Below are 19,094 nucleotides of genomic sequence, written 5' to 3' on the forward strand. Positions count from 1 at the left end.
CACTGCACCTTTTCCCCATCATTTTCCTTCTACACAAAACTAGATACTTTCCGATTCAAAAATTCATAAACTTTCTTTTCGAATAAATGAATATCCAATACTCCTGCCATATGCCCATTTATACTTTCTATCTCATATACTTCCGCATACTTCCCTTGTTTTTGCAAAATATCTACCATTTTATAATTATAACGAGACGGCTGAAGCAAATCTTGTTTACACGGAATCATAAGTACATTCGCTTCTATGTTAGAAAGAGATTCTTCTAGTGAAGAAAACCCATGTGTAATATCATGCAATAAAACTGCCTTCGCAGTATACATCCATGAATTTGCATCTACTAGCTCTATACTTCTATATGTCGCTTTATTTATCTCTTTTTCAAATGATGTTAGTGTAGAAAACTTTTCATAAGGTTCTACCTCTATACTATTACGAGGAAATGCCATTTCATAAAAATACTCATCAAAAGCGTTCATAAACATCATTCTATTTGCTAAATGAAGCCCCTTTATCGGCTGCTCTTCTCCATATTTTCCATCTTTCCAATTTGGATCGAGTTGAATTGCCTCAATCGCATTTTGCGCTACGTTTACTGACGTAATAATTGGGTTTTGTGGGTTCGTAATAACGCCAATCATCCGCTCTACCATATGTGGATAGTGAACCGCCCATTGTTGTGCAATCATCCCCCCCGCCGACGGTCCGATTACAGCGTGTAACCTTGAAATTCCCATACCTTTTATTAACTCATATTGTACACGAGCTACATCAAGAAATGTAAAAATCGGAAAATCCATAGCATATTCTTCTCCAGTTTCTGGATTAATTGATTTCGGTCCTGTTGTAATTACATATGGATTCCTCACCTGCACATTACAAAGATTATCCGTACATATAACAAAATACTTATTTGTATCAATTGCTTTTCCAGGTCCAATTAGCCCATCCCACCAACCAGACTCCTCATCATGAACTGTATATTTTCCTGCCGCATGACTTGTTGCACTAAAATAATGACAAACCAAAATCACATTTGACCTTTCTCTATTTAAAGTGCCATATGTCTCGTATCCCATTTGAACAGGAATTTCTCTGCCATTTTCAAACGTAAACCCTTTTAAAACAAACTTCTCCTTTTTTACAATTTGCACAGACTCTCCCTCTCCCCGTTATAGTATGAACTGCTTACTAAAGTTTTTTTTCTATGCAAACTAATCTCCTTCTTCTTTTCATAAATAAATGAATAATATACAAAATTAGCCACAAAATAGCACTATATTACAAGATTAAAGAGGGCGTACATATGATTTGGAATTGGTTACGTAAGAAAAAAAAATCAAATAAACCAGAAGCAAACGAAACAGATAATCAGGAGCAGCATTCTAACAATCAAGAGGATGATAACAAAGAACAGACTAGAAGTATGCAACATAATAAAGGTAAAAATAACGAGCAAAAAGATTCGTCTCAGGATAAGCAACAGAGCGCTAAACAAGAGGATTCCTCTCAGGATAAGCAACAAAGTTCTAAACAAGGTGATTCTTCTCAGGATAAGCAACAAAACGCTAAACAAGGTGATTCTTCTCAGGATAAGCAACAAAACGCTAAACAGGATGATTCCTCTCAAGATAGGCAACAAAGTGCTAAACAAGGTGATTCGTTTCAGGATAAGCAACAAAGCGCTAAACAGGATGATTCCTCTCAAGATAGGCAACAAAGTGCTAAACAAGATGATTCGTCTCAAGATAAGCAACAAAGCGCTAAACAGGATGATTTCTCTCAAGATAGGCAACAAAGTGCTAAACAAGATGATTCGTCTCAAGATAAACAACAAAGTGCTAAACAAGGTGATTCGTTTCAAGATAAACAGCAAAACGCTAAGCAAGATGAACCTTCTCAAAGTAAGCAACAAAGCTCTGGAGGTAATAGTATTTATGACTTTACAAAACCAGAAAAAGATCGTATTCATTCTTTACAAAATTTAATAGAGAAGCTGAAAAAGTCTAGTGATTTTGTAAATTATCATACATCCGACGATGAAACGATGCCTTATTGGATTTCTTACTATCGCCCTTCACTTGATGGAGAAAAATTACAAAAGTATTTAATGCCCACTCTTTTAGAACGACCTAACGCATCACTAGAAGAGCTTAAGGAACATATCCCGATGAGCGGCATTACAATTACGAACGACTTACAAAAAATTGAGGATATGGTTTTAAAGGGGCATGCGATTATTCAATTGAATCAGCAAGATCAAAAATGTATGCTTGCAAACATTGCAATTGATAATTATCGTGCACCAACCCCTCCTTTAAACGAATCAACTGTTATTGGTCCGCAAGAAGGTTTCGTAGAGGATATTGATACAAACATTAATTTAGTTCGAAAACGTCTTCCTGTTTTAGATTTACAAACAAAAGAAATGATTATTGGCGAGTTTTCAAAAACAAAAGTTGTCATGATGTATTTAGACAACCTCGCTGAAAAAGAGAATATAGATTTTCTCGACGAGTCATTACGCGCTCTTGAATATGATCAAATTAATGATAGTGCTTATTTACAAGAATTAATGGGTGAAAAATCGATTTTCCCTCTCTATATCAATACAGAACGTACTGATAGAGTTACAAAAGCACTAATTGATGGAAAAATCGCTATTTTTGTTGATGGTTCTCCAAGTGTTTTACTAACACCTGTATCCTATTTCGATTTTTTCATTTCACCAGAAGACTATAACGTCTCCTGGATGTACGCTACATTTTCAAGGATTTTACGCCTTATCGCCGTTCTATTCTCGATATGTGCTACACCGTTATACGTTGCAGTTTTAAATTATCATTATGAACTTATTCCGAGTGATTTACTTGAAACTTTGATTTTATCAAGGGCACAAGTACCATTCCCACCTTTAATTGAAGCGCTCTTTCTAGAACTCGCAATCGATTTATTAAGAGAAGCCGGGGCGAGGTTACCGATGAAAGTTGGGCAAACACTCGGTATTGTAGGCGGTATCGTAATCGGGCAAGCATCTGTACAAGCTGGGTTAACGAGTAATATTTTATTAATTATCGTTGCACTATCAGCACTCGCTTCTTTTATTACACCTATTTATAAAATGGGTAATGCTGTTCGATTACTACGTTTCCCGTTTCTAGCATTCGCGGAAATAGGGGGGCTTTTCGGTATCTCTCTTGGGTTTATCTTTTTATTTACCCATCTATTTAGACTTACTTCCTTACGTAAACCATACGCTTTGTTTTATCCGACAAGACAACAATCTGTTAAAGACTCTTGGATTCGTTTCCCGTTAACAATGATCGATACAAGAGATGTACAAGCAAGACCACAACATGTAAAAAAAGCTGCTAAAGGAATTTCAACAAAACATAGATCAGACTTTGATGATTAAGAGATGAGGTGCATTGATGAGTAAAGTTCAAGAAAAATATCAAATATCTCCTATCTTTGTTTTCTTCTTAATTCACGGTGCACAGTTTGGAGCTGGCGTTCTCGGATTTGCTCGAATCACCGCAAAGGCCGCTGGATACGACGGCTGGATCGGCGTTCTAATCACAGGACTCTGTATCCATCTCCTTATATGGATGATGTATTTTTTATTAAAAGAAACAAATGGAAATTTAATTGATTTACAACGACAAACGTTTGGAAAGTGGATAGGGAATATCTTTAATATCATCTTTGCAGCTTATTTTTTAATCGTCAGTATTTCGGTCATTCGAACGTATGTTGAAATTATTCAAGTATGGATGTTCCCAACTACTTCCACGTGGATGTTAACACTCTTTTTATGCTTAGTTAGCTATTACATTGTCTCTTCTGGATTTCGTGTCATTACCGGTATTTGCGTCATCTCTGTTGGTGGTACATTGGGATATTTATTTTTAAGCTTATTCGTTTTGAAATATTCACATTGGGAGAATTTACTGCCTATATTCACACATTCTTTTTCAGACATTTTAAAATCCGCTCAAGTGTCAATCTACAGTATGACTGGTTTTGAGATTTACCTCATGGTGTATCCATTTGTGAAAAAGCCTATGCAATCTCATAAATACGCTCAGCTTGGAGCACTATTTTCAAATCTTCTATATTTATTTAGCACTCTTTTAGCCTTTTCGTTTTTTAGTGAAAAACAATTGCTAAAAACGATATGGGCCCAACTTTCTATGACCCAAGTTGTTCAATTACCATTCATAGAAAGGCTAGAATATATCGCAATTTCAGCTTATGCCCTCGTTATCATTACAAGTTTTATTCTACCTTTGTGGGCGGCAACGAGAGCAACGCACGAAATATTCCGTGTAAAACAAAGAGGTGTTTTAATCGCTTTTATGTTTATCACCCTCATTGTTTCACAACTTCTAACAAACAGACACGATATTAATAATTTTATTAGTAATGCATCAAAAGGAAGCTTTTGGCTCATTTATGTATACATCCCAATTCTATTTATTATTGTGTGGGTGAAAAGAAAATGGAAAAAATCAAAAGAAAATTAATACTTATCTCTTGTATAGCACTCTTTAGTCTAACTGGATGTTTACAAAAAAATATTATCGATGACGTACACCTTATCCAAGGAACTGTCTTCGATGTAGCAAAAGATAATAAAATAAAGGTAACATTTGTTTGTCCTATTCAGCAAAAAGGAAACAAAGTTCAAGTTTTTGAAGGAACAGCAAATGCGGTAAAACAAGTAAAAGCTGACACATCTTTAGAGTCTTCTCAACCATTTGCTAGCGGGCAAATGCGGGTTGCTCTATTTACCACCCGAATTGCTAAGAAAGGAATGGTTGCTTCCTTCGATACATTAATTCGTGATGTAAACATTGGGAATGCCTTATATGTTGCTTTACTTGAAGGTAATGGTACTGAACTTTTAAAAGGAAAGTACACGACTTCATCCAACGTTGCAATTTATATAAAAAAAATGCTAGAACATAATATGGAGACCGGTCCTTTACCAACAGATAATCTGCATATAGGAGCATTCCGTTATTATCAAGAAGGGCAAGACTACTATATTCCAATTTTAAAGAAACATGGTGATAAAATAAAAATAACGGGAATTGGTCTTTTTAAAAAGGATAAATATGTTGGTAAAATTGCAGAAAAAGATATGTTTATATTCAAAGGACTTTTAGAAAAGCATAAGTTAGATTCACATGAATTTAAAGCAGATCCTGGGTACGTAATGATTAATAATATTCGTTCTATTCCAACATACGATATAAAAATAAAAAATGGTAAGCCTTCCTTTTCCATTCATGTTAAACTTGAGGCTCGTATTCAAGAAGTATCGAAACAGATTAACTTAGAGAATGCTAAGAATACAAAAAAGATTGAGAAGGTCGTTCAAAAACAATTGGAGACACAAGGTAAGAAATTAATTAAGCATTTTAAATCTCTAGATGTCGACCCTCTTGGGCTAGGAGCTAAATATAAGCAACATTATCGCCCATTCAAATTAGAAGAGTGGAAACAAATGTACAAAGATGTTCCCGTTACTATAAAATATACCGTAGACATTACAAATTCTGGTGTAATTGAATGAGAAATGATTGAACTCCTCTCTCCAGCATGATACAACGGAGAGAGGAGTTTTTTATTATCAAATAGAGAGAAGATATTTATGGGGGAGCTTATGTCTAAAAAATTAGTAAAGCCTATTTTAAATGGTATTTTATTTCTCGCCGTCTTTTTATTTGCTCATACATACTTAAAAAATGTTTCCTTCACACGTTATTTACTTGTCGTTATACCAATGTTACTCGTTGGTATATTCGGTATTGATCTTATTTTATCTATTTTAATTAAGAAAGAAGAATAACGAGCGAACATCTTATTTCTATAAGATGTTCTTTTCATTTCATAATCACCTTATGTTACAATAAACTTCGGCATAACGTAAGAAAGGATGAAACAACATGACAAACGAAAAAGGTTTAGATAAAGGATATGAACTTGTTGCAAAAATGCATGAAGTATTCGGACATCCTGTAACAAATACTCCAACAAAATTAACAGAAGAGCGTGCAAAAATCCGTGCAAGTTTTATGCAGGAAGAACTAGAAGAATTTCTTGAGGCAACGACTGTTGAAGATCAATACGATGCACTAATTGATCTTATCTACTTTGCATTCGGCACGTTTGCCGAAATGGGCGTACGTCCTGATAAAGGATTCGAAATTGTAAACAACGCCAACATGGCAAAACTATTCCCTGATGGGAAGCCTCGATTCCGTGAAGGCGACGGCAAGATTCTAAAGCCAGAAGGCTGGCAAGCACCAGAACCACAACTTCGTGCTGAAATTGAACGTCAGCGCCAAGAAGCTGAAAAAAACTGCTAGGATTTCCTAGCAGTTTTTTATTATGGCTTTTTTTCTGCCAATCATTAATGACCCACGTGCCCTGCGTGTCCTGCTGCTCCACTAATACTAGCTGCTCCTGCTGCTGCCCCTGCTCCTCCTGCTCCAATTCCACCTGTCCAAGGAGAAGATTGTTGTTGTTGTTGATATTGCTGATATTGTTGGTGCTGTTGGTGCTGTTGGTGCTGTTGACCTTGGTGTCCATGATGTTGGCCTTGGTGCCCATGATGACCGTGTTGGCCTTGATGACCTTGGTGATGGTGGTGACCTTGGTGTCCATGATGTTGGCCTTGGTGGTGATGTCCATGGTGACCATGTTGGCCTTGGTGAGTTTGATAAAGAACAGCTTGCGGATGAATGTGGTGGTGACCGTGGTGATGTACTTGTTGCCCCTGATGACCATGTTGACCTTGATGATGGTGATGACCATGATGGCCGTGTTGACCTTGATGGTGGTGATGACCATGATGGCCGTGTTGACCTTGATGGTGGTGATGTCCATGATGGCCGTGTTGACCTTGATGGTGGTGATGTCCATGATGGCCATGTTGACCTTGATGGTGGTGATGATGACCATGGTAGCCGTGAACTACTTGCGGATATCCACCTACTCCTCCTGCTACAACACCTACTCCCGGTACAGGAAATCCTGTCTGTACTCCTCCAACGAAAGATGGAAATGCAGTTGGTACGCCTACTGGTACTCCTCCCGCTGCTCCGCCAACAAATGTTGGGATTCCAGTTTGCACTCCGGCTACCGATGATGGAAATCCTCCTGTTAATGTTGGAATTCCAGTTTGTACACCCGCTACTGATGTAGAAAACCCTCCAGGTGTTCCGCCCATCCAGCTCGGAATTCCACCGTATCCTTGTTGTCCTCCTCCCATTAACATCATTTGTTCATAACTATCCGATCCACTCCCGAAGAAACCATGTGGTGCATTATTGTCCATCCCTTTCATTCCTTTCACCTCTTCTACTCAATTTAGCCTACCTTTTTTATCATATTTCCTATAGAAAAATAGGTGTTTGTCTGCACTAGAATTCCGCTCCTTTTTCTTCATTCATGATAAAATTAATTAACTGAATATTTTTTCTAGGAGGTATTTCTATTGAAAAACGTAATAAAGGCTTCTATCAATGACTTAGATGCAATCTTACATATAGATATTGACGTAATTGGAAACGATAGTAGACGAAATTATATTAAGCACACTATCCGTGAAGGCAGATGCATCATTGTAACAGAAGAAAATTCTATCTCTGGCTTTCTAACATACGATACAAATTTCTTTGGTTGTACTTTCCTCTCATTAATCATTGTTTCACCAACTAAAAGAAGGCAAGGCTATGCAAGCTCGTTAATCTCATATATGTTAAGTCATTCTCCTACTCAAAAAATATTTTCTTCAACGAACGAATCGAATGAAAGTATGCAGAAAGTATTTAACTCGAATGGTTTTATACGTAGCGGAATAGTTGAAAACTTAGATGAAGGTGACCCTGAGATTATTTTCTATACAAAAAAGCTCAGAACATAAACGCTCTGAGCTTTTTCAAATGATTTAGTTTGCAACAACGTTAACAAGTTTTCCAGGAACAACAATTACTTTACGAACTGTTTTCCCTTCAATTTGGTCTTGAATTGCTTCAAGTGCAAGTTGTTCCATTTCTTCTTTTGATGCGTCTTTACTCATTGTTAGTTTTGCGCGAACTTTACCCATAACTTGAACAACGATTTCAACTTCATCTTCTACAAGTTTAGACTCATCAAATGTTGGCCAGCTTGCATATGTGATTGTTTCATTGTATCCAAGCTTGCTCCATAGCTCTTCCCCGATATGAGGTGCAACTGGTGCAATCATTTTTACGAAACCTTCTACATATTCTCTTGGAAGTGTTTCAGCTTTGTATGCATCGTTGATGAATACCATCATTTGAGAAATCGCTGTGTTGAAGCGAAGCTCTGCATAGTCTTCTGTTACTTTCTTCACTGTTTGGTGGTAAGCTTTTTCAAGCTCTTTATTTGGTGCGTCAGTAATTTTCTCACTTAATTCACCGTTATCTTGAACGAATAGACGCCATACGCGGTCTAGGAAACGACGAGCTCCGTCAAGACCATTTTCAGACCAAGCGATTGAAGCATCTAATGGACCCATGAACATTTCGTATAGACGAAGTGTATCTGCACCGTGGCTTGCTACGATATCATCAGGATTTACAACGTTACCTTTTGATTTACTCATTTTCTCGTTGTTTTCACCTAGAATCATACCTTGGTTGAATAATTGTTGGAACGGTTCTTTCGTTGGAACTACACCGATATCGTATAATACTTTATGCCAGAAACGAGCATATAGTAAGTGAAGTACAGCGTGCTCCGCTCCGCCGATATAAATATCAACTGGAAGCCATTGTTTTACTTTTTCAGGATCTACAAGTGCTTCGCTATTGTTTGGATCGATGTAACGTAGGTAATACCAACAGCTACCAGCCCATTGCGGCATTGTATTTGTTTCACGACGACCTTTTTTACCAGTCTCAGGATCAACAACATTTACCCACTCGTCAATGTTGGCAAGTGGTGATTCACCTGTACCTGAAGGACGGATGTTTTCTGTTTTCGGAAGAACTAATGGTAATTCCTCTTCTTTCACAGCTGTCATTGTACCATCTTCCCAGTGAATTACTGGAATTGGCTCACCCCAGTAACGTTGACGGCTGAATAACCAGTCACGTAGACGGTACGTTACTTTTTGATTTCCTGCGCTCGTTACTTCAAGCCATTCAATCATTTTTGCGATTGCTTCTTCTTTATTTAAACCATCAAGGAATGCTGAGTTTACGTGTGCACCATCACCTGTGTACACTTCTTTCGTAATATCTCCGCCTTTTACAACTTCTTTCATTGGAAGATTAAATACTGATGCGAATTCATAGTCACGCTCATCGTGAGCTGGAACTGCCATTACAGCACCTGTTCCGTAAGTTGCAAGAACATAATCAGCAATCCAGATTGGTAATTTCTCACCGTTTACTGGGTTAACTGCGTAAGCACCAGTGAATACACCAGTTTTTTCTTTCGCAAGTTCTGTACGCTCTAGGTCACTCTTCATTTTTACAGCGTTAATGTAAGCTTCTACTGCTTCTTTTTGTTCCGCTGTTGTAATTTCTGCAACAAGCGCATGTTCCGGAGCTAGTACACAGTATGTTGCACCAAATAATGTATCAGGGCGCGTTGTGAATACTGTGAACTTCTCGTCTGTACCATCGATGTTAAAGTGTACTTCTGCACCTTCAGAACGACCGATCCAGTTACGTTGCATATCTTTTAAGCTTTCTGGCCAATCAAGCTCATCTAGATCTTCTAATAGACGATCTCCGTAAGCTGTAATTTTTAACATCCACTGTCTCATCGGACGACGCTCAACTGGATGTCCACCACGCTCACTCTTACCGTCAATGATTTCTTCGTTTGCAAGTACTGTACCAAGTGCTGGGCACCAGTTTACAGGTACTTCATCAACGTAAGCTAAGCCTTTTTCAAATAGTTTTAGGAAGATCCATTGCGTCCACTTATAGTAATTTGGATCTGTTGTATTTACTTCACGATCCCAATCGTAAGAGAAACCTAATGATTTAATTTGGTTACGGAACGTATTAATATTATGCTCTGTAAATTCAGCTGGGCTGTTTCCAGTATCAAGTGCATATTGCTCTGCTGGAAGACCGAATGCATCCCATCCCATTGGATGAAGAACGTTATATCCTTGCATACGCTTCATACGAGATAAAATATCTGTCGCTGTATAACCTTCTGGATGTCCTACGTGTAGACCTGCACCTGATGGATATGGGAACATATCTAGTGCATAAAATTTTGGTTTTTCTGTCTCATCTGGCGTACGGAATGTTTTATTTTCTTCCCAGTACCCTTGCCACTTCTTCTCAATTTCTTGATGATTAAAGCTCATGAGATACCCTCCTTGAAATTATATTTATTTTCACCGCCCAAAATACAAAAAACCTCTCATCCCTAGAAAGGGACGAGAGGTTGTAGATTCCCGCGGTACCACCCTAAATTAATGTACAAATGTACATTCGCTTAGATCCGTAACGTGGATTAACGGCAATTGCTACTATTAATTTCACAACTGCAACTCAAAGGCGAGTTCATAACGAAACGTGGATTGACTTGCACCGACCGTCAACTCTCTAAACCAGCTTCTATTACTACTACTCCTTCTCACTGTTATTACACATATAAGTTACGTGAACTATCCTTCACCTAGTATCTCTTAAGAGCTTACTAAAGCGAGGACTTCTCGGTTAATCGTTACTCTTCATAACTAACGAATTCATCTTAAGACAGCCGAGCTATCTCCCTTGTTCTAAAGGTTGTTTTATTTAAATATATTCTAAAACATGTGAACATGTTCCGTCAAACTAAACTGCAATTTTTTCTTCAACTGTTTCTTCTACTTTTACTCGTTTATCATAAATACTTGTTGCTACAAGCGCTACTACAAGCATTACCATGATTGCTATAAACAATACTTCCATATTGTATAAATCAACAATTGCTCCGCCAACGACCGGTCCGAACATTTTCCCTACAGTCGCCGCACTATTTACGACCCCTTGATAAAATCCTAATTTATCTTTTGGTGCAAGTATATTTGCAATCGTTGGAACCGCAGGCCATACAAATAACTCACCAATTGTTAATGTTACCATCGCAACGAGGAACATCGTAAATTGCTGCGCTTGACTTAACACAATGAATGACGCCGCAAAAATGAAAATTCCAATCATAATTTGCTGTTTTAAGGAACGCTTCATCCAGCGAATTAACATACTAACAAGTGGCTGCGCACAAACGATCATTGCTCCGTTTATCGTCCATAATAAACTATAATGACGAAGACTAATGTTTAATTCCTGCATATGTGTTGCAATTGCACCTTGCCACTGTACGTATGTAACCCAGCATAAAGCATATGCTACACACACGATAAGAAGTGCTTTAAATCCAGGTGTAAGTGACCAACCTTTTTTCATTTCGACTTCTTTTTGTACTCCTGGCTCCTTCTTGTCCTCCATACCACGGAATCCAATAAAAGCAATTAAGAAGAAAACAAAGTATAAAATAAAGTTCGCTAAGAAAATATAATCAAAACGATACGAAGCAACTAATCCACCACACGCTGTTCCAATCGCAATACCAACGTTTTGTCCAACATACATCGCATTAAATGCTCGTCTTCCGCCCTCTGGCCAAACTGTACCGACCATCGCATACATCGATGGGAAGACCATTCCAGAACCGAAGCCGATTAACGCTAGCCACACAACGTATAACGGCCAACCGTGGAAGAACACAAGACCTAAAATTGATACAAGTGTAATCACAATCCCTACTAAAGTTGATTTATAACCGCCCCATTTATCAAATAAAACACCGCCGAGCAAGTTTCCGATTACACCGGTAAGCGAGTTGATCATTAATACCATTCCGGCCACAGATAAAGATTTTCCTAGGTGATCATGCAAATAAATTGTATTAAAAGGCCATAAAAAAGAAGCACCCGTGACATTAATAATCATCCCAGCTACTAATAGCCATACTTTCCTTGGCATAGCTTCCCCTCCTATTCTATTTTTTTCGTTCATATATAACAGTAAAATTGTAGTCGTTTTTAAATAGGAAGGCAACTGATTAATAGTTGATGAAATTCAGATAATAGTTCGTCGGTAAATGAATTTATATTAGTTGCTTCTTGGATTATATCAGCGATTATCAGAATATATCGGCGCAACTACAAATATATCAGCGATTATTAAAATATATCGACTTACCGACAAAAAACGACAACAGTAACAATATATAAAAGGGTAGACTGCATGAAATTTTCATGCAGTCTACCCTTATTTGTACTATCCAACTTCCTTTTCTCGCTTCACACGTTCTTTAGCACTCCATTTAAACACCTTATCTAGTAGCGAGTATATTCTCCCAGATTCTTTCGTTAACAAAGGTCCTAACGATGCTAATATTAAAACATACAAAGCTGAGAACGGTTTAATCGCTGCCATTAAGCCACCCGCAATTCCAATATTCGCGACGATAATAGAAAATTCTCCGCGTGATACAAGCGTTAAACCGATATTCGTAGAAGCCTTATGCGATAACCCAGCTTTACGCCCCGCAACCATTCCAGCAGTAAAATTACCGATAAGAGTAATGAAAACTGCTCCTAATGCCAACCACACTGCTCCGCCAAGCGAAAATGGGTCTATACTTAAACCGAAGCTGAAAAAGAATATAGCTCCAAAGAAATCACGAAACGGAACAACAAGCTGTTCAATTCGATCACTATGCTCTGTTTCAGAAAAAACGAGTCCTAGTAATAATGCTCCAATCGCCTCCGCAACATGAATCGTTTCTGAAAATCCTGCTACAAAGAACAAAATAGCAAATATTACGATAATAAAAATTTCATTGGACGAAATATCTAACATTTTATTTAAAAATCGTGTAGCTTTTCTAGCAACTACAAAGAATAGTAGCATATACCCTACTGCGATTAAAATAGATGTAAGAGCACCTACAAATGACGTTGCCCCTCCGAGTACTAATCCTGAAACGACTGATAAATATACCGCTAAAAAGATATCATCAAACATAATGATTCCTAAAATTAGCTCCGTCTCTTTATTACCAGATCTTCTTAAATCAACAATTACTTTCGCAACAATTGCACTCGATGAAATTGTTATAATCCCAGCAATAATTAATGTTTCTAATAAGGGGAAACCCATTATATATCCGTAAAGTAAACCTAATATAAAATTAAGCGATATATGAACAGTTCCCCCAAAAGCAATTGATTTTCCTGATTTAATTAATTTTTTAATTGAGAATTCTAAACCTAAGTAAAATAGGAGGAATATGACGCCAACACGGCCGAGGAAGGAAATAACTTCTCCACTTTCAATAAATCTTAAATCGATAAGCCCTAAATCTGGGGCATGAGGCCCCACTAGCATACCGAGTATAATAAGAAACGGGATAATCGAGAACTTTAACTTTGCAGCAAGAATAGCTGCAAAAGCGACTAATACTAACGCAGTTCCAACTTCAAAGATTAAAGTATCCATCGATTATGAATCCCCTCCTACTGAAAGCAACTCATTAATAATTCTTTTCACTTCATGTCTTTCACCTGATAATACGAGCATATCGCCAGCTTCAATGATAGAATCTGGGCCTGGATTAAAGAACTTCTTCATATTCTTTTTCAAAATGGCAATAATCGTTACGTTATATGTGTTTCGAACATGTAAACTACCAATTGTTTTTTGTACAACTGGTGCATTATTTTCCACCTTAAACCACTCAATTGATAATCCCTCAAAAGCCATTTCAATCGTATCTAAAGCTTGTGGTCTATATACCATTCCGCCCAATATAGCTGCAATTTGTCTCGCTTCAGAATCACGAAGAGAGACGCTTGAAATACTCTCTTCATGATCAGTATCAAAATGGTACATTTCTCTTCGGCCATCATCATGAATAACGATAACCATCTTTTCATTACCTTTTGTAATCACTTCAAACTTACATCCAATACCCGGCAGTTCACTCTCTCTAATATTCATATTTTCCGCCTCCTAATTTTTTAGTTACGGCTTTTATAAATCGACATCAATCTCCGTTTTAAAGCTCTCATCCTTTGAGATACCTAAATACTTTAGTGTCTCTGATGGAGTCGCGTGATGAAAATGTTTTTGCAATAGCGCAATCGCTATCCCTCTTTTGTAAGCATGAAATCCGAACGTTTTTCGCATTGAATTCGTTCCGATTTTACCAACAACTCCAACTGCTTCTGCAGCATTATGAATTACACGATACGCTTGTTGGCGCGTAATTGAATTTGGCGTTTTATTAGATTGAAATACGTAATTTTCTCTTTTAACGCCAATAGATTGTACGTAATCTAAAAGCGCTTCTTTTACTTTTGTATTTAAATAAATATCTTGTTTAAATTTTTCATCTTTCACAGGAAGAGCATAAAACTCTTTAACAGTCCCGTCTTCATTTAATACATCTTCAAATTTCATGCTAAGTAATTCTGTAATTTTTAATCCTGTGTTAATTCCAATAACAAATAAAAGATAATCTCGCTGGGAGTGCTCTTTTAAATATTTTTTCATAGCCTCAATTTGGCTTATATCTTTTAATGCCTCTACAACTTCCATACATGTATTCTCCTCATCTTATGAACGGTAATTTTCTCATTATGTTGTCCATTTTACCTTATCATGCTATGAGATTTCCATGTGTTATCCATTATTTTCACAATATACTCAGGTGGTTCTGAAAACTTTCAATGTGGAAACTTACGATTGTATAAATACGTTGCGGTAAAAAAATGTGGGGGTAAAAGTTCAGCTTTTTTCTACAGATTGGATTCCTCCTTTCCTTATCCAGCTGCTCCTACTTTTATATTACGTTACTTATTTACATTATATTATACATTTCAGTAACGTTAAAGTGTTTTTTCTGAAAATAATAAAAACCGAGCGTTTTTGCTCGGTTTTTATTATTAATCTTCTTTCGGAAGAACAATTCCTTTATACAATTGAACTGTAATGAAGTAATAAATCGCATAAATAACTACGAAAATTACGATTGGTACCCAAATACGGAAGTACGGATCGATTAAAATAAATCCGAAAATATTCATACCAACTAATACGTGAGCGATACCCACAATTGCTGGGAATAAGAATACTAAGAATAACTCTTTATAAATTGATTTCGTTAATAACTCACGGCGCACACCGATTTTACGAAGCATTTGATAACGCGTAATATCTTTTGATGCACCAGAAAGAATTTTAAACATAAGGCAGCTTGCCATCATTGCTAAGAACGCAATTCCAAGGAAGAATCCCATAAATACTGTTCCACTCGCAATGCCATAGAACCCACTATAAGCTTGATATTTACTATCCATTTGTTCAGCTTTTACATTTTTATATTTATCTAGCTGCAACTCGTCAAGTTTTTTCCATTCTTTTTTATATGTTAAAAAATCATCTGTTTTTCCGATAAATGCTATACCATCTTTACCATTTATCCCATCGTACATTTTTTGATCTACAATTTTAATTGCATGATCATTGTATAAATAATATGGATGGATTGTACTAAAAGCATCTATCCATTCCGCTGAAAGTTCTTTAGTGTTCGCATCTTTTTGATTCATCTCTCTAGAAACTGCACCTACCGGTAGTTCCTCTGAAACTTTTTTCGTATTTACTAAATCCTTCATAGACTTCATCTTTGCCATATCTTTTACTAAAGGACGATTTTTCTCTAAATCTTCTTTTACATAGTAAACGTATTTATCATCAACTTTGTAACGATATTCGCTTTTCTCTTTAAATGTAATACCGTCTAAAACTTTCTTTTCTTCAGCTGTTGGATTATGAACTACTGAATCATATATTACTAAACCATCTACCATTTTTATAACGTTATTTTTGAACGCCATACCGCCCGAAATTGCACCAGCTCCAAGCGCAACTAACATTGCCACTGTTGCAAGCACTTTCGTTAAACTATTAATTCGGAAGTTTAATTGTGCAAATGTAAAAGCGTTAAGTCCTTTTTCACTACGCTTTTTATTACTTTTTAACTTTTTAATAATGACTGGAAGAAGTGAGCCAAATAGCATGTAAGTACCAGCTGTCGTTGTAATTAATGCAATAAGGATTCCCATCTCTTTTAGTTTTTCCATATAGATCATAGATGCATAACCTATACCTAATAAAATAACAGCAAGGAATGCCACTACAACTGTCTTTTTACCTTTTACTGCAACACGCTCTGTTTGTGCATCTGCATGTACTAGTTGCAATACAGAAATACGTGACAATTTAATACTGTTCATAATTGCTGATAATACAAATAGTGCAAAGAAGAAGATGCACGTAACAGTCATAGATGGTAGATAAAATGCTTTATACCCTTCACCAGCAAATTCAAGCTGTTTCATTAATAACTGTCCAATACCTTCTGCAAGTCCTACTCCAACTGCAATCCCGATTGCAAGAGACGCAGCACCTAATACGATTGTTTCAATAAACATAAGTAATGTAACTTTATGTTTTTTCGCCCCTAACATCATATACATACCGAACTCTTTTTGACGAAGAGATAATAAGAAAGAGTTTGCATATAAAATGTAGAAGAACGTTATAATTGCTAATAAAAATGATCCTGCTTGGAATACGAATCCAATAGATTTAATCACTGAATTAGATTCTAAAAATGCTTTATTCAGTGCTAACGTTTGGAACATGTAAAAAATTGAAATCGACATGACAAGACCGACAAGTAAGACGATATAATCTTTCAGCTTACTTTTCAGCCCCGACATGGAAAGTTTAAATAACATACTGGAACCTCCTTTCTTACGCTTTTTGTGTACCTAAATCTGCAAGTACATCTAAAATTTCTTTGTAGAACTCTTCACGCGTACCACCGCGATGAATTTCTTTATATAGCTCACCATCTTGAATGAATAAAATACGCTGACAGTAACTTGCACTATATGGATCATGCGTAACCATCATAATCGATACGCCTTGATCTTTATTTAAGTTTGTCATCGCATCAAGTAAACTCGTTGCATTTTTAGAATCAAGCGCTCCTGTTGGCTCGTCCCCTAAAATAATTGCCGGCTCATGCACTAAAGCACGCGCTGCTGCTGAACGTTGTTTCTGTCCACCAGATACTTCAGATGGATACTTTTGAAGTATTTCTGTAATCCCTAACATATCCGCTACTTTTTCTACTTTCGGTCCAATATTACGTGATGCGACACCTTGAAGAGAAAGTGGAAGTGCAATGTTTTCATAAATAGATAAGTTCTCTAATAAGTTAAAATCTTGGAAGATGAATCCTAACTTTTGTGAACGGAAATCAGAAAGCTCACCTTGTTTCATTTTCGTAATATCCGTACCCGCAATTTCAACAACGCCGCCCGTTGCTTTATCAAGCGTTGAAATTACATTTAATAATGTCGTTTTACCAGAACCAGATGGTCCCATAATCCCAACAAACTCACCCTCTTGAATTGAGAATGAAACACCTTTTAACGCGTGTGATTGGTTCTCACCTTTTTTACCGTACACTTTTTGAACGTTTTTCACGTCTACAACTGGTTTCGTCATATATATCCTCCTACGCTTGTTTTTCCATTACCTATTTTGCGCCTTTTGGAGGTGAACTGCTATTTGTTAACATTACATTTACCTTACACTTTTGTAATATAAAGAAGGTGGGCGTGTAAGTTTGGCTTTTCATACTAGTTCGCATTTCGACATAGTGAATCGGTAAATGAAATTATATCGGCGATTGTTAAAATATATCAGCGGTTCTTACACTTTTATCAGCGATTTTTCAAATATATCGGCGATTCTTACACTTTTATCAGCGATTACCAAAATATATCGGCGATTCTTACACTTTTATCAGCGATTACCAAAATATATCGACTTATCGACAAAAGATGACAATAAAAATAGGCTGTTCCGCGAAAGGAACAGCCCACTGATTAAAGTTTCACTTTATTTCTTTAAAGGTGTTACCGTCCAGTACGTAATAACACGCCAAATCCATTCTAATGGACCCATTTTAAAGATTTTCATCCAAATTACACTAAACACAATTTGAATTGCATAAATTGCGATACATACATATAACGTCTGCATGTATGTTAAATTTCCTGCAAAGTTAAATACACTACCAGCAATTAAAATCATTGCCGTTTGTCCGATATAATTTGTTAAAGCCATACGACCGTAGTATTTCAATGGTGCTAATAATGTTTGAACTGGTTTTAACTGAAGTAATAAAATTAATGCTCCTACATAGAAAGCTGAAATAATTGGTCCAACAGTAATACCAATTTTTAGAAACTGACTTGCAGCATCCATTGTTCCATCTTCAGTTTCCATTATCCCATTTATAAATGGTTCAGCAGGAGCGTGCCCATATTGATACCATACTGCTATGACACTTAAAACAAACATAATACCTGCAAAAATAGCGACTTTCTTTATATTTTGCGTGAGATTTTCAAATACACGATATTGTCCTGCAGCAAGTCCTAATAAAATTAAGCCAAGTGGTAATAGTTCTTTAACTCCCATTACACTGAAGGCAATTGTCAAAATAAGTCCTAATGCTAGGTTCACTTCTTTTTTCGCTTTATAAAATGGCAAAACGATTAACCCACAAATTGCGTATAACGCTAGTGCTTCTCCAGGCTGAAACATTTGATGAATTAAACCAAAAATAAATAATGCTACTAAGCGACGTAAAAATAAAACATAGCCATTCTTCCCTTTCGCAATCGCTCTTGAAATAAAGATATAGAATCCCACTCCAAATAAGAATGAGAAGATTGAGAAGAAACGACCTTCTACAAATAAGTATAAAAATCTTTGATAGCTAGCATCTACTGTATTAGGATCTGGAGTTTTAATATTAAGTAGTGCTAAAATATTTACTAAAATAATCCCCAGTAATGCGAAGCCACGAATGTAATCTAACTCATCAATTCGTTTGTTTGTAATATTGTTCCCCATAAAGCAGCTCCTTGTCCAAAATTTAATCCTCCC

The 19,094-nt window shown here is 36.6% G+C and carries 16 protein-coding genes and 1 other annotated feature; of the genes, 6 read left to right on the top strand and 10 right to left on the bottom strand.

From position 1 onward, the window contains the following. Positions 1–29: 29 nt before the first annotated feature. Entirely contained in the window at positions 30–1,154 is a 1,125-nt protein-coding gene (locus ACQGS6_RS02430) for an alpha/beta fold hydrolase (protein ID WP_044584918.1), read from the bottom strand. Positions 1,155–1,306: 152 nt separating this feature from the next. On the opposite strand from ACQGS6_RS02430, the gene ACQGS6_RS02435 reads away from it, so the two are divergent. From ACQGS6_RS02435 to ACQGS6_RS02455, 5 genes are all read left to right on the top strand, one after another. Then, positions 1,307–3,415 (top strand): spore germination protein, encoded by a 2,109-nt coding sequence (locus ACQGS6_RS02435; protein WP_242785159.1) that lies wholly within the window; start codon positions 1,307–1,309, stop codon positions 3,413–3,415. A 16-nt stretch (positions 3,416–3,431) separates the two neighbouring features. After that, on the top strand, positions 3,432–4,526 hold the full coding sequence (locus ACQGS6_RS02440) for a spore germination protein (protein ID WP_426964864.1): 1,095 nt from the start codon (positions 3,432–3,434) through the stop codon (positions 4,524–4,526). Further along, complete coding sequence (locus ACQGS6_RS02445) at positions 4,502–5,581, top strand: Ger(x)C family spore germination protein (protein WP_000411371.1); 1,080 nt, start codon at positions 4,502–4,504, stop codon at positions 5,579–5,581. Before ACQGS6_RS02440 ends, ACQGS6_RS02445 begins: the two co-directional genes overlap by 25 nt. Positions 5,582–5,671: 90 nt before the next feature. Next, positions 5,672–5,857: a hypothetical protein gene (locus tag ACQGS6_RS02450; protein ID WP_000038775.1), complete on the top strand. Its 186-nt coding sequence runs from the start codon at positions 5,672–5,674 to the stop codon at positions 5,855–5,857. A 97-nt stretch (positions 5,858–5,954) separates the two neighbouring features. Beyond that, complete coding sequence (locus ACQGS6_RS02455; protein WP_000180554.1) at positions 5,955–6,377, top strand: hypothetical protein; 423 nt, start codon at positions 5,955–5,957, stop codon at positions 6,375–6,377. A 44-nt stretch (positions 6,378–6,421) separates the two neighbouring features. Here ACQGS6_RS02455 and ACQGS6_RS02460 read toward each other — a convergent pair whose 3' ends face one another. Continuing rightward, positions 6,422–7,357: a hypothetical protein gene (locus ACQGS6_RS02460; RefSeq protein WP_087875823.1), complete on the bottom strand. Its 936-nt coding sequence runs from the start codon at positions 7,355–7,357 to the stop codon at positions 6,422–6,424. 150 nt (positions 7,358–7,507) lie between these two features. On the opposite strand from ACQGS6_RS02460, the gene ACQGS6_RS02465 reads away from it, so the two are divergent. Continuing rightward, positions 7,508–7,936: an N-acetyltransferase family protein gene (locus ACQGS6_RS02465; protein WP_426964865.1), complete on the top strand. Its 429-nt coding sequence runs from the start codon at positions 7,508–7,510 to the stop codon at positions 7,934–7,936. 24 nt (positions 7,937–7,960) lie between these two features. Here the strand turns inward: ACQGS6_RS02465 and leuS are convergent, their stop codons facing one another. From leuS to ACQGS6_RS02505, 8 genes are all read right to left on the bottom strand, one after another. Next, positions 7,961–10,369 carry a leucine--tRNA ligase gene (leuS, locus tag ACQGS6_RS02470; protein ID WP_000009466.1) on the bottom strand — a complete coding sequence of 803 codons (2,409 nt, stop codon included), beginning with the start codon at positions 10,367–10,369 and terminating at the stop codon, positions 7,961–7,963. A gap of 65 nt (positions 10,370–10,434) precedes the next feature. Next, positions 10,435–10,654 (bottom strand) — a binding site (T-box leader). 187 nt (positions 10,655–10,841) lie between these two features. Continuing rightward, a complete protein-coding gene (locus tag ACQGS6_RS02475; protein ID WP_001137555.1) occupies positions 10,842–12,035 on the bottom strand; it encodes an MDR family MFS transporter in 1,194 nt (397 codons plus the stop codon). A 297-nt stretch (positions 12,036–12,332) separates the two neighbouring features. After that, entirely contained in the window at positions 12,333–13,556 is a 1,224-nt protein-coding gene (locus ACQGS6_RS02480) for a cation:proton antiporter (protein ID WP_000380174.1), read from the bottom strand. A 3-nt stretch (positions 13,557–13,559) separates the two neighbouring features. Beyond that, positions 13,560–14,057, bottom strand: coding sequence for a cation:proton antiporter regulatory subunit (locus tag ACQGS6_RS02485; RefSeq protein WP_001026056.1), 498 nt, complete (start codon positions 14,055–14,057; stop codon positions 13,560–13,562). 33 nt (positions 14,058–14,090) lie between these two features. Continuing rightward, a complete protein-coding gene (locus ACQGS6_RS02490) occupies positions 14,091–14,657 on the bottom strand; it encodes a tyrosine-type recombinase/integrase (RefSeq protein ID WP_000454205.1) in 567 nt (188 codons plus the stop codon). 347 nt (positions 14,658–15,004) lie between these two features. Further along, positions 15,005–16,864: an ABC transporter permease gene (locus ACQGS6_RS02495; protein WP_326318294.1), complete on the bottom strand. Its 1,860-nt coding sequence runs from the start codon at positions 16,862–16,864 to the stop codon at positions 15,005–15,007. A 16-nt stretch (positions 16,865–16,880) separates the two neighbouring features. Continuing rightward, positions 16,881–17,642 (bottom strand): ABC transporter ATP-binding protein, encoded by a 762-nt coding sequence (locus tag ACQGS6_RS02500; protein ID WP_000165837.1) that lies wholly within the window; start codon positions 17,640–17,642, stop codon positions 16,881–16,883. A gap of 396 nt (positions 17,643–18,038) precedes the next feature. Beyond that, a complete protein-coding gene (locus ACQGS6_RS02505) occupies positions 18,039–19,061 on the bottom strand; it encodes a DUF418 domain-containing protein (protein WP_000527731.1) in 1,023 nt (340 codons plus the stop codon). Between the last annotated feature and the right edge of the window lie 33 nt (positions 19,062–19,094).

The sequence above is a fragment of the Bacillus sp. GMs2/2 genome (assembly GCF_050172095.1).
Classification (GTDB): Bacteria; Bacillota; Bacilli; order Bacillales; family Bacillaceae_G; genus Bacillus_A; species Bacillus_A cereus.